Below are 12,741 nucleotides of genomic sequence, written 5' to 3'. Positions count from 1 at the left end.
TCAGCGGCGATCGCCCGTTGATCAAGATGAAGAAGTGTCCATATTCTTCACCTGCGGGGAATCATCCCCTTCGGAGGAGTTTTCCACACCATGGCCTTTGGTCCCGACACTCGATACACGACGGGTGCGCCTGGCTGGGGTCGCGTCGCGACCGCCGACGCGGCCGCCGTCGATGCCGGGCTGCGGTCCTACATGCTCCGGGTCTACAACTGGATGGCTTCGGGGCTGCTGCTGACCGGCATTGTCGCCTATGTGATCGCCGCGACGCCCACGCTGATGAACCTGTTCTGGTCCGTCGGCTATGCGGCGAACGGCATGCGCGTCGTTTCTCCGACCCTGCTTGGCTGGGCTGCGATGTTGTCGCCGCTGGCCTTCGTGTTGGCGCTGTCCTTCGGCATCAACCGGATGACGAAGAGCACGGTGCAGCTGCTGTTCTGGCTGTTCGCCGCGGCGATGGGCGCGAGCCTGTCGAACATCTTCCTGCGCTACACGGGTCAGTCCATCGCGACGACCTTCTTCGTCTGCTCGGCGATGTTCGCCGGCATCAGCCTCTACGGCTACACGACGAAGGCCGACCTGACGAAGATGGGCAGCTTCATGATGATGGGCCTGATCGGCATCATCCTCGCGTCGCTGATCAACATCTTCCTGGCCTCGAGCGCGCTGGCCTTCGCCATCAGCATCATCGGCGTGGTGGTCTTCGTCGGCCTGACCGCTTGGGACACCCAGCGGATCAAGACCGACTACATTTCCTATGCCTATGCCGAAGGCACGGAACTGGCTGGCAAGCGGAGCGTGATGGATGCGCTGGCGCTCTACCTGAACTTCGTGAACCTGTTCCAGATCCTGCTGTCCTTCATGGGCCAGCGCCAGGAGTAAGGTCCCGGGCCGCCTGATCCAGGCAGCACCGAAAGGGCCCCGGGGAGCGATCCCCGGGGCCTTTTGTCTTTGGCGCCCGACCCCGGATCAGGACCCGGTCGTGGATGGCGGGCAATGGGCGCACAACCGGCCGATCCAGTCCTCCGGGCATTCGGCCATGGCCTCCGCGATCATGGCCTGGGTCTGGGCGGCCGGGCTCCTCCCCAGCTTGGCGAGGACGAGGGGCCATATGATTGTCGGGCCCGACCATCTCGTCGCTTTCCAACCATTCGACGGCAGCATCGACGGGATTGCGGCCGGGTTCGGTGCCGTGCTGCCAGTCCGTCGCGTCCTCGGTGATCACGGTCCCCGACAACCGACCCGTCTCGGACGCGACCGTCGGCCTTTCGTCCGGCCGCGGTCCCAGCAGGTCCGCGATGGCGCCGGCGAAGCGCGTCATGGCCACGGAGGCCTCCGCTTCGGTCGCTGTTCCCGCAACCAAGGGCATACGCCCGGACCGCCGCCGTTTCCGTCAGCGCCGGCGCCCGAGCTAGCCTGGCGGGGATGATCCGCCATTGCGTTCCGCCGCGCGCCGGACGAGCCGGGGAAGCTGTTCCCGGATACCTCTGACGTTGAGCTTCGGGAGGCTGTTCTCTGGCATGCGGCTGTGTGCCGCCGCCCAATTCCGGGGGGACGACCTTTCCCCGCCCCACCGGGCCATCGGGGGGGTGTCACGGACGCTGCTGCCCGACGCCAATGGGTGCCCCTGGGTGGAGCGCAATCACCTCTGGCGCCGAGCGCGGCAGGCACGCCACGCCCACCGAGCACCCCTTGGGCGCAAAGCGGCCCCCTTCTGACTGTGGCCCGCGGCGCGAGATCGAGGTTTCCAGGGCCTTTCGGCCCTTGTGGGGTTAACGATCGAAGCGGGCCAGCCAGGAAGACCTTGCTGCCCCGCCCGAACGATCGCGGCGCGCCTCAGTCCTCCGAGTCGGCATCGGCATCTGCCTCCGCCTCTGCCTTTGCGGCCTTGTCGCCCTTCTCACCCTTCTCGGCCTTGCCGAGATAGGTCAGCAGCTTCTCGATGGCCTTGGTCTTGTCGGTCTTGTCGATCGCGGCGACCTCGGCGGCCAGACGGTCGAGCGCCTGTTCGTAGATCTGCCGTTCCGAGAAGGACTGGTCGGGCTGGCCGGCATTGCGATGCAGGTCGCGCACCACCTCGGCGATCTGCAGCGGGTCGCCGGAGTTGATCTTTGCCTCATATTCCTGGGCGCGGCGGGACCACATGGTGCGCTTGATGCGCGCCCGGCCCTTCAGCGTGTCGAGCGCGGCCTGCATCGCCGCCCCGGCGGCAAGCTTGCGCAGCCCCGAGGACGCGGCCTTGTTCACCGGGACGCGCAGCGTCATCCGGTTCTCCTCGAAGGTCACGACGATGACCTGCAGCGAGTAGCCGGCGGCTTCCACCGTCTCGATGCCCTGGACCGTGCCGACGCCATGGGTCGGGTAGACGACATGGTCGCCGGCCTTGAAGTCCTCCTTCGGGCGCGGCGCGACCTTGGCTGCGGTGGCGACGACGGCCGGGGCAGCGGCCAGGCGATGCGGCGGCCGATGCGGAGGCGGCGGCATGGCGGCGCGCGCGGCGGGCGGCGGGGCAGGTGGCGGCGAGGCCGGCATCGGCTTTGGCGCGGCAACGGGCGCAGCGGCCTTCGGCACGGGGGCCGGGGCGGGCGCGGCCTTGGCTGCCACAGGCTTCGCCGGCGCGGCCGGCTTGGCGGCGACCTTCGGTGCGGCGACGGGCTTGTCGGCCGGCGTGGTCGCCGGCTTCGCCTCGGCTTTCGGCTTCGCCGCGGGCCTGGGGGCGGTCTTGGATTGCACCTTCACCGCCTTGGCGGCCGCTTTGGGCTTGGCCGGCGGTGTCGCCGGGGTCTTGGGTCTGGTGGCGGGCTTCGCCGTGGCAGTGGTGCTGGACCTGGTCGGCGCCTTGGGGCGGGCCGTTGCCTTCATCGCGGAGTCGCTCCTGCTACCGTGACGCCAGGGAGCGTCACGGTCGGACCGGCCGGAACGGGCCGGGCCGAAAATGCCATGGCCGCGGCGCGCGCTGGCGCACCGCAGCCATCCATTTGAAACCATAGCAGAAAAAAGCAACCCCGTCACCCCACGGGCGCGTGGGGCTGTCAACCCCCAGGGGTGCTGGCCGGTGCCGGGCCCGGACATGCGCCAAACGCTGCATGTCCGAACAGCCTCTCAGCCCGGATTGGGGCTGAGCAGATCCTTCTTGCCGGGCTTGCCCTTCCAGTCATCGGCATCGGCCGGCGGTTCGCCCTTGCGGGTGATGTTCGGCCACTGGCCGGCATAGGTGCGGTTCACCTCCAGCCATTCCGTCGCCTTGTCATCGCTGTCGGGGACGATGGCCTCGGCCGGGCATTCCGGTTCGCAGACGCCGCAGTCGATGCATTCATCCGGATGGATGACCAGGAAGTTCTCGCCCACGTAGAAGCAGTCCACGGGACAGACCTCCACGCAGTCCATGTACTTGCACTTGATGCAGTTCTCGGTGACGACGTAGGTCACGGGCGGAAGGCCCCCGGTGCTCGTGGTTGCGGCGCACCCAAAATGGCCGCGGCGACGCCGTGTCGCAAGTCACCTGACTTACATCACTGCGGCGTGCCTGCAATGTCGCCCGAGACTGCCAGAACCTTTGATGCCCGGCTTCCCACGCGCGGGAGCCGCCATGCCGACCTGCGGAAAGCGGGCGATCGGGCCATGCCACCCATAGCTTCCCGCCAGGACATCCATTCCCAGCGCGGTTCTGATGCATCCGCGGCAGATGTGAGAGGGGTGTTGCCCCTCCGATACCTCCCCAGCGGAGGCCGAAAGGCCTTTGCACATCTTAACCTGGCGCCGTGCGCGTTGGTCAGCGCGAATGCCGAAGCCTGCTCTTGCGCAGGGAGTGCGCTGGGAGGGGCGCCGGAACGACAATCCTGCCCGGCGCCAACGGATTGTGGTCCAGGATGCCCAGCATCCTGGCGGGTGGAGGTTCGGAGGAGGGCAGAGCCCTCCTTCGACCTTCGGCCCCCGCAGGACGATTCAGGCCCCCATCAAGTCCATCGTCCGGCCGACGATCTTCGCCTCGTCGAACTTGTCGAGCGCCACGGCCTGCCCGGCCGCCCCCATGCGCGCCCGCAGCGCCGGGTTCGAGGCGAGGCGCGACAACGCCTCGGCGAGCGGCGCGTCCGTCATCGGCGGGACCAGCAAGCCGGTCTGCCCGTCCACCACCTGCTCCCGCGGGCCACGGATGTTGGTCGCGACCACCGGCAGGCCGGTCAGCATCGCCTCGATGATCGACATGGGCAGGCCTTCGAAATGGGAGGGCAGGCAGAAGACATCGGCTGCCGCCAGGATGCGCGCGATGTCGTGGCGATAGCCGAGGCGCTGCACCCGCCGACCCAGCACCGCCTCGGCACGCGCGAAGTGCGAGTCGAGATCCTCCCCATGGTCCGAGGCGAGGCGCTCGCCGACCACCCAGAGCACGGCGTTGTCCGGTGTCGCCTCCATGGCGCGCAACAGTTCCGGGTGGCCCTTGTGCCGCACCAGGCGGGAGACGACGACGATGACGCAATCCGTCTCCGTGGCGCCGAGTTCGGCGCGCAGGGCGGCACGGGCGGCGGCATCCGGGTGGAAGATCGCCGGATCGCGCCCGTTCAGCACCGCCGTCGCGCGGGGATGGATGCCGAGGCGGCGGGCATCCTCCGCTTCCTCGGCGCTGACGGTCAGGAACACGTCGGTCATGCGCCCGCCGAGCCTTTCGAGCTGCAGCGACAGGCCGCGCCGCCACCAGGGCCCCGGCTGGTTGAACAGGAAGCCGTGGCAGGTATAGGCGATGTGCGGCACGCCCGCGGCCTTGGCGGCCAGGCGGGCGAGCAGCCCGCTGATCGGCATGTGGGCGTGGACCAGGTCGAACTTCTCGCGGCGGAAGAGGTCGAGCAGCGCCCGGAAAGCCCGCGCCTGCGGGATCGGATTGAGGCTGCGGGCGAGGGGCATCGCCTCGATGCGGAATCCTTCGGCGCGCGGCAGGTCGAGCAGCGGGCCTTCGGCGCAGACGCCCACCACCTCATGCCCCCGCCCGCGCAGGCCGCGCATCAGCGGCAGCAGGAAATGGCGCAGCGAGAAGTCGACATTCGTCAGTTCGCAGATCTTCACGGAAGTCCTTCTGGCCGCAAATCGGGTGCACCACTCCCCGGGTCTGATCCCCCGGGAAGGCCCAACGGCCTTTCTCATCAGCGGTTGGTGTCGCCTGTGGTCTGGAGGGGCGCCGCCCCTCCAAACCACTCCGGCAAAGGCCGAAAGGCCTTTGCAAACCTCCATCAGGCGCCCGACTGGGCCGTTGCGCCATGGCTGGACCCGACATGCCCATGCATTTCGCTCAAGCCCCGCACGCCCCGCGCCAGGCTGCGGTTTCCAAAGGCCCTGTGGCCCTTGGTGGGGGGGGGAGATCTGGAGGAGGGCAAAGCCCCTCTCCAATCGCGTCCCCCCGCCCGCGACATTCAGAACGTCACGCGATCCCGTGGCGCCGGCGAACCCGCCGGATCGGCCCCGTTGCGGACCATGCAGTCGTGATAGAGGCGCGGCAGCAGCACCAGCAGTTCCTGGCGCTGCTGTTCGTTATTGGCCGCGTTGCCACCGGCCATTTCACCGTAGAGCCGATATTGCGGGCTGTTGGCGGCCTCCCGCCGGCATTGCGCGGCGACCGGGCCGGGGTCGTCCGGCACATTGGCCCAGACGCCGCCCGTGTCGCAGCCGACGATCATCGGCACCATCAACCCCAGCAGCGGCAGGGCAGACCGAATCTTCATGCGCGTCTCCTCGAATCGCGGCGTCTTCATACCGGCGGCGTGAGCACCTTGTCGCGATAGTTGCAGAAGGCGCGCGCCACGCAGCGCCAGCATTCCGGCGCGCGCGCCTTGCAGACGTAGCGCCCGTGCAGGATCAGCCAGTGATGGGCGTCGCGCAGCAGGTCGGGCGGGATGCGCTTGACCAGGCGGTCCTCGACCTCGCGCACCGTCTTGCCGGGGGCAAGGCCGGTGCGGTTGCCCAGGCGGAAGATATGCGTGTCCACCGCCATCGTCGCCTGGCCGAAGGCGACGTTCAGCACGACATTCGCGGTCTTGCGGCCGACGCCGGGTAGCGCCTCCAGCGCCTCGCGATCGCCGGGCACGGTGCCGCCATGCTTTTCGACCAGGTCGCGCGCCAGGGCCGCGACGTTCTTTGCCTTGGCCTGCCACAGGCCGATCGAGCGGATATGCGGCCCGATCCCCTCCGCCCCCAGTGCCGCCATGGCCGCCGGCGTCGGCGCGGCCGCGAAGAGTGCGGGCGTGCAGCGGTTCACCGCCGCATCCGTGGTCTGGGCCGAGAGCACTACCGCCACGAGCAGGGTGAAGGGGTCATGATAGATCAGCTCGGTCTCGGGCGCGGGGTTCGCGGTGGCGAGGGCGCGGATGAAGGATTCCGCCTGGGCGGGCGGCATCATTCGGGCACGGCGGGGCACGGTGGCGCTGCCGTGGTCGGGGCGTTTGGGGCGGGCGGGAAGAGGCATGGCTGGCGTGATGCCGATCCTCGCCTATCTTGGCCGATGATGGCAGCCCCCGCCGAACCGGTTCTTTTCCAGGCCGTCTGCACCCCGCCGCGTTCCTTGAATGCGCGCGGCTTTCGGGCGTTCGTCGTCGTGCTGCTGCTGTTCACCGGCATCTCGGCGGGATTGTTCGTGATGGTTGGGGCCTGGCCGATCCTGCCCTTCCTGGGCGTCGAGGTCGGCTTTGCCCTCGCGCTGCTCGCGCTGCATATCCGCGGCGCGGCACGCATGGCGGAGATCCTGGTGCTGACCCCACAGGAGCTGAGGGTCACGCGCATCGACGGGCGCGGCCGGCGGCACCAGGCGGTGCTCGACCCCTATTGGGCGCGGGCGATCTACCGGCCGGACCCGGCGCATGCGGGCGTGCTGTTCCTCGAAAGCCGCGGCCGGCGGGTGGAGATCGGGCGGCACCTGGTGGCCGGGGAGAAGGCATCGCTGCAGGCGGCGCTGGCGCAGGCCCTTGCCCGGGCACGGCGCCCGGATTTCGACAATCCGCAGTTGCGGTGAGGCGCCGCCCCGAGCGTGGGAAAGTGATGGGGATGGCGACCGGGGAAGGGCTTTGCCCCTCCCCGCCAAAGGCCCTGTGGCCTTTGGCGGGGTGAGGTTTGGAGAGGGGCAGAGCCCCTACTCCATTGTCGTCAGCGCCTTGTCTTCGCGCCAGCGGGGCATCTGCCCCGTGGGACGATACCAACGAGCTGCGCCGCCGCTACAGCCGCGGAAGCCCCGCCCTTAGAACGTCACCCGTCGCACCCGCTCCACCCCGCCGCGGATCGCACCGCGGCGCTGCATGCAGGTGGTCCACAGCCGCGGCAGCAGTGCCAGCAATTGCTGGCGGATGATCTGATCCTGACCCCAATTGGCCGAGCTGACGCTGTCCGCCAGGCGCTTCGCCTCGGGGTCGTTCTCCGCCTCGACGCGGCAAGCCTGGGCGTCGGGGGAATCGTCGATGGGCACATTGGCCCAGACGCCGCCATTCTGGCAGCCGCCCAGGCCGATCGCCGCCGCGACCAGCAGCGCCATGCCTGCGCCGGTCCTCATGACGCCATCCAGTCCTCGATCAGGCGCCGCGCGATCGAATCCGCGCGTGGCAGGGAGAAGCCGAGCGCCTGATGATTGCGGATCTGATCCCGGGAGAACCATCGCGCGTCCTTCAGTTCCTCGGGCTGGATGTGGATGTCCTCGCTCAGCCCTTCCGCGTGGAACCCAAGCATGATGGAGGAGGGAAAGGGCCAGGGCTGGGAGGAATGATACAGGACCTCGCCGACCTCGATGCCGGCTTCTTCCTTCACCTCGCGCCGGACGGCCTCCTCCAGGCTCTCGCCCGGTTCCACGAAGCCCGCCAGGGTCGAATACATCGTGACGTTCGGGAAGCGGTGGGAATGGCCGAGCAGGCAGGCATCCCCGCGGACCACGAGCATGATCACCGCCGGGTCGGTGCGCGGGAAATGCTGCGCGCCGCAGCCCTGGCAGACCATGACATTGCCGGCCGAGCGCGGTTCGCAGCGGCTGCCGCAGACACCGCAGAAGCGGTGCTTGGTGCGCCAGTGCATCATGCCGCGCGCATGCGCGAGCACGCTCGCCTCGCCCGGCGGCAGCAGGCCGGCGACCTGGCGCAGATCGGTGAAGGTGCCCATGCCCTCGGGCAGCAGCGGCAGCGGGTCGTCGGCGTGGGAGCAGTCCACGGCGAAGCAGGGGCGACCCTCCCACAGGCCGAGGAAGGCCCAGGGGCCATCGGCCATACGCACGGCTTCCGCTGCGGCGCCGGTCAGCAGCACGGCCTCGGGGTGGCCGTCGGCGACGCCCTTCATCAGGCTCCGCGCCCGCCAGACGGGGGCGAAGAGGCTGTCGGGGTGGGTCAGCGCGGCGGCGATGAATTCCGCGTCGTCGCGCTTCTCTCCGGCACGATCGAGCGGGCTGCCGGTATAGGCATTGGGACGGCTGGCGGGGATCATGAGCATGGGGGCCGGAACCTGCCATGCGGTCCGCCCTGCGTCCATCCGCGCCCGGGACCCGGAGCCAGCCAGGAAGGTCCGGACATGCGTCGGGCGGCGGTTTTACGGACGGAGGCTCAGGCCGCGATGGCCGCCCCGAGCCGCCGCAGGGATTTCATTCCGGTATCACACATGATGGTCACGACCGTGGCATCGGATCCGAGCGCCTCGGCCTGGCGCAGGGCCACGACGACATTGGCCCCGGTGGAGGGTCCGGCGAAAAGGCCTTCCTCCTGCGCCAGGCGTAGGGTCATGGCGGTGGCCTCCGCGGTCGAGACGGGCTCGACCGCTTCGGCGATCCCGGGGTCCCAGAGCGGGACGACATAGCCGGCGCCCATGCCGTCGATGCCGTGCGCGCCGGAGGGGCCGCCGGACAGCACGGCGGATTCCGCCGGTTCCACCGCGACGATACGGATGGCCGGATGGCGGCGGCGCAACGCCTCGGCCAGACCGCGCAGGCTGGCCGCCGTGCCCACCGACTGCACGAAGGCCGTGACTGGGCCGTCGATCTCGGCGGCCATGCGGTGATAAGCGGCGAGCTGGTCGCGGTTGTTCATCTGGTCGGTCCAGAAGGCGCCGGTCCGTTCCGCGATGACGCCGGCGGCGGCGATCATGTCGCGGGTCAGCTTTTCCGTCATGCGGCCGGACTCGCTCGGGATGACCTGAAGCTGCGCGCCGAGCAGGCGCATGTGATCCAGCTTCTCCCGCGCGAAGGCGTCGGAGGTCACCACATGCAGCGGATGGCCCTTGACCGCGCAGACCAGGGCAAGGGACACGCCGGTGCTGCCGCCGGTGTATTCGACGACCGCCCCGCCGGGGGGGAGGCGGCCATCGGCCTCCGCCGCCTGGATCATGGCGAGCGCCATGCGGTCCTTCATGCTGCCGGTGGGGTTGGTGCTCTCGATCTTCAACAGGATGCGGGCGCCGCTGCGCGGCAGGATGCGCCGCAGGGGCAGCAGGGGCGTGCCGCCGATGGTGTCGAGGATCGTCTTCATGGCCGATTTCTTTGCATATGCAAATTTTGTATCTGCATATAGAATGGCCGGCAGCCATGCAACCGAAATCCACCTTGCGGACCGATGCCCGCGCCTTGCTCGAATCGTGCCCGGGCTGGAACAGCCGCCTGCTCGCCCGCCGGGTCACCCAGGCGATGGACCAGGTGCTGGCGGGACAGGGGATGACCTCCGCCCGCATCGGGCTGATGGCGCAGATCGCGAGCGCCGAGGACGATACCCTGGGCGCGCTGGCCCGCCGGTGCGGCATGGATCAGTCCACCCTGTCGCGGAACCTGCGGGTGCTGGAACGCGAGGGGCTGGTCGAACTGGTCACGGCCGAGAAGGACCTGCGCCGCCGCGCCGTGTGGCTGACCGAGGCAGGGGTGCGGTCCCTCGAAGCCGCGCTGCCGGCCTGGCGCGCAGCCCAGGCGGCGCTTGTGGGACACCTCCCGCCCGACCTTGGCCGGACGCTGGCCGGGGCGGCTGAGGCGCTGCGTGATGGGGAAGGCTCCGATCCCGCCGAACCTCCCTCGCCAAAGGCCGAAGGGCCTTCGTGAGGGTCACGACGGTTCCGGCCGGGAGGCGGCCCGCCTGTGCGGGCCGGCGCTCCTCCCGGCTGCGTCACTCGCCGGCGAGCGCCGGCCAGTTCGCATCCGCCCGAGCGACGCGGCCCGGGATGTCCCGCGCCCAACGCCGCTGGATCGCGCGGTCGTAGTTCAGGAACAGCCGGCCATCGACGATGCGCCAGGCCTCGGGGTCGATCGGGGCGGTGTAGCCTTCGCTGACCGCATAGGCGCAGAAGCCGCCATAGGCCGGGGCGTAGCGTTCGGGGTCCGCGGCGAATCGGTCGCGGTTGGCCGCGGAGGCGAATCGCCAGGTCGCCCCCCGCCACGCGAAGGTGATGTCCGGCCGCCCGGCGACCGCGCGCCCGTCGGTGAAATAGGCGACGACATCGGTGCCGCGCACCGCCACGCCGTCCTCGGCATTCACCGGCGCGGCCTGCGCCAGGTCAGGAAAAAGCAGGGTGCCGACGGGAACGGCGATCGTCGCGCCGGGGACCATCCACAGCATGGAACGGCGGGAAAACGACATGGCGGTGTCTCCTTCATCCGCCTCTTCGCCACCCCGCCGGGACCGGTTACGGGACCCCCCCATTGGCGTCCGACCCCCGCGACATGATATGGTGTCCTCGGAAGGTCGGCGGCGGACGGGCTCCCCGCCAACCCGGTCAGGTCCGGAAGGAAGCAGCCGTAACGGGTTCTCGCTCGGGTCGCTTGCCGGCCTTCCACCCTTCGCCCCCGGCCCGCGTGGCCACGCAGCCCCAGGGAACGCATGGCCTCGGACCTTCTCGGCTCCCCTTCCGCGCAGGACGCGGACGCGACGGTCGAGGAAGGCCTGCCCGAGCCGCCCGCCCCTGACGGGCCGGGCCTGTTCGGCGATCCGGCGCCGCCCCCCGCGGCCCCCGCACCGACACCCGTGCCCGTCGCCGCTGCCGCGCCGGCGGCACCCTATCGCGTGCTGGCGCGGAAATACCGCCCGACCACCTTCGACGACCTGATCGGCCAGGAAGCCCTGGTCCGCACCCTGCGCAACGCCTTCGCCCAGGGGCGCGTGCATCACGCCTTCCTGCTGACCGGCGTGCGCGGCGTCGGCAAGACCACCACCGCCCGCATCATCGCCCGCGCCCTGAACTGCGTCGGTCCGGACGGCAAGGGCGGACCGACCGCCGATCCCTGCGGCGTCTGCCCGGAATGCCGTGCCATCCTCGCCGACCGTCACCCGGATGTGACGGAGATGGACGCGGCGTCCAACAACAGCGTCGACGACGTCCGCGAACTGCGCGAGGCGCTGCGCTTCCGCCCCGCCCAGGCGCGGCAGAAGGTCTTCATCCTCGACGAATGCCACATGCTCTCGGGTGCGGCTTTCAATGCGCTGCTGAAGACGCTCGAGGAACCGCCGCCCTCCGTTACCTTCATCCTGGCCACGACCGAGCTGCGCAAGGTGCCGATCACCATCCGCAGCCGCTGCCAGACCTTCTCCCTGCGCCGCGTGCCGGTGGACATGCTGCGCGACCATTTCGGCCGCATCGCGGAAAAGGAAGCGGTCGAGGCGGAGCCCGAGGCGCTCGGCATGGTCGCGCGTGCGGCGGATGGGTCGGTGCGCGACGGGCTGTCGCTGCTCGACCAGGCGATCGGCCTCGCCGGCGGCGGCGCCGTCACGGCCGAGAGCGTGCGGGAGATGCTCGGCCTCGCCGACCGCTTCATGGTCTTCGACCTGATGGAGGCGGTGATGGGCGGCGATGTCGCCGGCGCGCTCGCCATCCTCGACCGGTCGCATGAGGTCGGCGCGGATCCGCTCGCCGTGCTCCAGGACCTCGCGGACCTCACGCATCTGCTGACGCGCTTCCGCGCCGCGCCGGCGCTGAAGGACGACCGGACCCTGCCGGAGGCCGAGCGCGTCCGCGGGTCGGCGCTGGCCCAGCGCCTGTCCGTGCCGATGCTGGCGCGCGCCTGGCAGATGCTGCTCAAGGGCCTGGCCGAGGTGCAGCAGGAAGGCGTCGATCGCCGCGCCGCCGCCGAGATGGTGCTGATCCGCCTCGCCCATGTCGCGGACCTGCCGACGCCAGGTGAACTGGTGAAGCGGCTGACCGGGCAGGGCGGCGATGCCGCGCCGCAACCTGGACCTTCAGGCGGCGGATCGGGCGGCCTGCGTGCCATGGCCGGTGGCGGTGCCGTCGCGGCCGTCGCCCCGGCGCCCGCCGCTGCGCCGCAGCCGCGGGAATGGCGGGAAGTGGTTGCCCTGGCCTCCGGCGTGAAGCCAATGCTGCACGCGCAACTGCTGCATTACGTGCATCCGGTGCATGTCGCGCCGGGCCGCATCGAGATCCGCCCGCAGCCCTCCGCCCCCCGCGACCTCGCCGCGCAGCTCACCGCGCTGCTCGCCGAGCGCACCGGCGCGCGCTGGACTGTCACCGTCAGCAACGCCGAAGGCGAACCGACCCTTGCCGATCAGGGCCGCAACGCCGAGGCCGACCGTCGCGAGGCCGCGCGCAACCATCCGCTGGTTCAGGCCATCATGCTCGCCTTCCCCGGCGCGACCATCGAGGCCGTGCGCGACGCCGCCGCCGACGATTACGGCCTGGTCGCGACCCCGGCCGCCATCACCGCCGAACCCGACGACGACGCCATGGATGGCCGCGACTTCGCGCCACCCGAGGCTGAGACCGCCTGGTCCGACGACGACGACGACACCAACGACGATTGAGAAGAGG

At 70.1% G+C, this 12,741-nt stretch carries 14 protein-coding genes and 1 other RNA gene; 6 read left to right on the top strand and 9 right to left on the bottom strand.

Translation table 11 applies throughout. From position 1 onward, the window contains the following. Positions 1 to 90: 90 nt before the first annotated feature. Positions 91 to 879, top strand: coding sequence for a Bax inhibitor-1/YccA family protein (locus KPL78_RS22265; protein ID WP_219765174.1), 789 nt, complete (start codon positions 91 to 93; stop codon positions 877 to 879). A gap of 954 nt (positions 880 to 1,833) precedes the next feature. On the opposite strand, the gene KPL78_RS22260 is transcribed toward KPL78_RS22265, so the two are convergent. Continuing rightward, positions 1,834 to 2,481: a CarD family transcriptional regulator gene (locus KPL78_RS22260; protein WP_255569343.1), complete on the bottom strand. Its 648-nt coding sequence runs from the start codon at positions 2,479 to 2,481 to the stop codon at positions 1,834 to 1,836. On the opposite strand from KPL78_RS22260, the gene KPL78_RS30660 reads away from it, so the two are divergent. Further along, positions 2,480 to 2,884, top strand: a complete 405-nt coding sequence (locus KPL78_RS30660) for a hypothetical protein (protein WP_219765172.1) — start codon at positions 2,480 to 2,482, stop codon at positions 2,882 to 2,884. The two genes, KPL78_RS22260 and KPL78_RS30660, sit on opposite strands and share 2 nt — an antisense overlap. Before the next feature lie 215 nt (positions 2,885 to 3,099). On the opposite strand, the gene fdxA is transcribed toward KPL78_RS30660, so the two are convergent. The 4 genes from fdxA to nth all read right to left on the bottom strand — a co-directional run bounded on the left by fdxA (position 3,100) and on the right by nth (position 6,379). Further along, positions 3,100 to 3,426, bottom strand: coding sequence for a ferredoxin FdxA (fdxA, locus tag KPL78_RS22250; protein ID WP_219765171.1), 327 nt, complete (start codon positions 3,424 to 3,426; stop codon positions 3,100 to 3,102). 516 nt (positions 3,427 to 3,942) lie between these two features. Continuing rightward, on the bottom strand, positions 3,943 to 5,055 hold the full coding sequence (locus KPL78_RS22245) for a glycosyltransferase family 4 protein (RefSeq protein ID WP_219765170.1): 1,113 nt from the start codon (positions 5,053 to 5,055) through the stop codon (positions 3,943 to 3,945). Positions 5,056 to 5,399: 344 nt separating this feature from the next. Further along, positions 5,400 to 5,708 carry a hypothetical protein gene (locus tag KPL78_RS22240; RefSeq protein ID WP_219765169.1) on the bottom strand — a complete coding sequence of 103 codons (309 nt, stop codon included), beginning with the start codon at positions 5,706 to 5,708 and terminating at the stop codon, positions 5,400 to 5,402. 26 nt (positions 5,709 to 5,734) lie between these two features. Next, the gene (nth, locus tag KPL78_RS22235; protein WP_219765314.1) at positions 5,735 to 6,379 is read right to left on the bottom strand and encodes an endonuclease III; all 645 of its coding nucleotides are present in this window, start codon (positions 6,377 to 6,379) and stop codon (positions 5,735 to 5,737) included. On the opposite strand from nth, the gene KPL78_RS22230 reads away from it, so the two are divergent. After that, positions 6,299 to 6,991 carry a DUF2244 domain-containing protein gene (locus KPL78_RS22230; RefSeq protein WP_369412822.1) on the top strand — a complete coding sequence of 231 codons (693 nt, stop codon included), beginning with the start codon at positions 6,299 to 6,301 and terminating at the stop codon, positions 6,989 to 6,991. The two genes, nth and KPL78_RS22230, sit on opposite strands and share 81 nt — an antisense overlap. Positions 6,992 to 7,213: 222 nt before the next feature. Here the strand turns inward: KPL78_RS22230 and KPL78_RS22225 are convergent, their stop codons facing one another. The 3 genes from KPL78_RS22225 to KPL78_RS22215 all read right to left on the bottom strand — a co-directional run bounded on the left by KPL78_RS22225 (position 7,214) and on the right by KPL78_RS22215 (position 9,470). Continuing rightward, a complete protein-coding gene (locus KPL78_RS22225; RefSeq protein ID WP_219765167.1) occupies positions 7,214 to 7,522 on the bottom strand; it encodes a hypothetical protein in 309 nt (102 codons plus the stop codon). Continuing rightward, positions 7,519 to 8,442 (bottom strand): NAD(+) diphosphatase, encoded by a 924-nt coding sequence (gene nudC, locus KPL78_RS22220; protein WP_219765166.1) that lies wholly within the window; start codon positions 8,440 to 8,442, stop codon positions 7,519 to 7,521. The genes KPL78_RS22225 and nudC overlap by 4 nt, the downstream gene beginning before the upstream one ends. Before the next feature lie 110 nt (positions 8,443 to 8,552). Next, a complete protein-coding gene (locus KPL78_RS22215) occupies positions 8,553 to 9,470 on the bottom strand; it encodes a PLP-dependent cysteine synthase family protein (RefSeq protein ID WP_219765165.1) in 918 nt (305 codons plus the stop codon). A 56-nt stretch (positions 9,471 to 9,526) separates the two neighbouring features. Between KPL78_RS22215 and KPL78_RS22210 the strand changes: the two genes are divergently transcribed. Beyond that, positions 9,527 to 10,027, top strand: coding sequence for a MarR family winged helix-turn-helix transcriptional regulator (locus KPL78_RS22210; RefSeq protein WP_219765164.1), 501 nt, complete (start codon positions 9,527 to 9,529; stop codon positions 10,025 to 10,027). Positions 10,028 to 10,091: 64 nt separating this feature from the next. Here the strand turns inward: KPL78_RS22210 and KPL78_RS22205 are convergent, their stop codons facing one another. After that, positions 10,092 to 10,562, bottom strand: a complete 471-nt coding sequence (locus KPL78_RS22205) for a YHS domain-containing (seleno)protein (RefSeq protein WP_219765163.1) — start codon at positions 10,560 to 10,562, stop codon at positions 10,092 to 10,094. Positions 10,563 to 10,664: 102 nt separating this feature from the next. Here KPL78_RS22205 and ffs point away from each other — a divergent pair. Further along, an RNA gene (ffs, locus tag KPL78_RS22200) (signal recognition particle sRNA small type) lies at positions 10,665 to 10,757 on the top strand. 45 nt (positions 10,758 to 10,802) lie between these two features. Then, positions 10,803 to 12,734 carry a DNA polymerase III subunit gamma/tau gene (locus KPL78_RS22195; protein WP_219765162.1) on the top strand — a complete coding sequence of 644 codons (1,932 nt, stop codon included), beginning with the start codon at positions 10,803 to 10,805 and terminating at the stop codon, positions 12,732 to 12,734. Positions 12,735 to 12,741: the final 7 nt, after the last annotated feature.

The organism is Roseomonas alba (assembly GCF_019430885.1).
GTDB classification, from domain to species: domain Bacteria; phylum Pseudomonadota; class Alphaproteobacteria; order Acetobacterales; family Acetobacteraceae; genus Neoroseomonas; species Neoroseomonas alba.
The sequence above is the reverse complement of the archived record's forward strand: the minus strand, read 5'-3'. Positions and strand labels throughout refer to the sequence as shown.

What these genes read in the sequence shown, in the direction of transcription:
- KPL78_RS22265 (WP_219765174.1), top strand. Translation starts at nt 91, where the DNA reads ATGGCCTTTGGTCCCGACACTCGATACACGACGGGTGCGCCTGGCTGG.
- KPL78_RS30660 (WP_219765172.1), top strand. Translation starts at nt 2,480, where the DNA reads ATGGCGGCGCGCGCGGCGGGCGGCGGGGCAGGTGGCGGCGAGGCCGGC.
- KPL78_RS22260 (WP_255569343.1), bottom strand. Translation starts at nt 2,481, where the DNA reads ATGCCGCCGCCTCCGCATCGGCCGCCGCATCGCCTGGCCGCTGCCCCG.
- KPL78_RS22240 (WP_219765169.1), bottom strand. Translation starts at nt 5,708, where the DNA reads ATGAAGATTCGGTCTGCCCTGCCGCTGCTGGGGTTGATGGTGCCGATG.
- KPL78_RS22230 (WP_369412822.1), top strand. Translation starts at nt 6,299, where the DNA reads ATGATAGATCAGCTCGGTCTCGGGCGCGGGGTTCGCGGTGGCGAGGGC.
- nth (WP_219765314.1), bottom strand. Translation starts at nt 6,379, where the DNA reads ATGCCGCCCGCCCAGGCGGAATCCTTCATCCGCGCCCTCGCCACCGCG.
- KPL78_RS22225 (WP_219765167.1), bottom strand. Translation starts at nt 7,522, where the DNA reads ATGAGGACCGGCGCAGGCATGGCGCTGCTGGTCGCGGCGGCGATCGGC.
- nudC (WP_219765166.1), bottom strand. Translation starts at nt 8,442, where the DNA reads ATGCTCATGATCCCCGCCAGCCGTCCCAATGCCTATACCGGCAGCCCG.
- KPL78_RS22215 (WP_219765165.1), bottom strand. Translation starts at nt 9,470, where the DNA reads ATGAAGACGATCCTCGACACCATCGGCGGCACGCCCCTGCTGCCCCTG.
- KPL78_RS22210 (WP_219765164.1), top strand. Translation starts at nt 9,527, where the DNA reads ATGCAACCGAAATCCACCTTGCGGACCGATGCCCGCGCCTTGCTCGAA.
- KPL78_RS22205 (WP_219765163.1), bottom strand. Translation starts at nt 10,562, where the DNA reads ATGTCGTTTTCCCGCCGTTCCATGCTGTGGATGGTCCCCGGCGCGACG.
- KPL78_RS22195 (WP_219765162.1), top strand. Translation starts at nt 10,803, where the DNA reads ATGGCCTCGGACCTTCTCGGCTCCCCTTCCGCGCAGGACGCGGACGCG.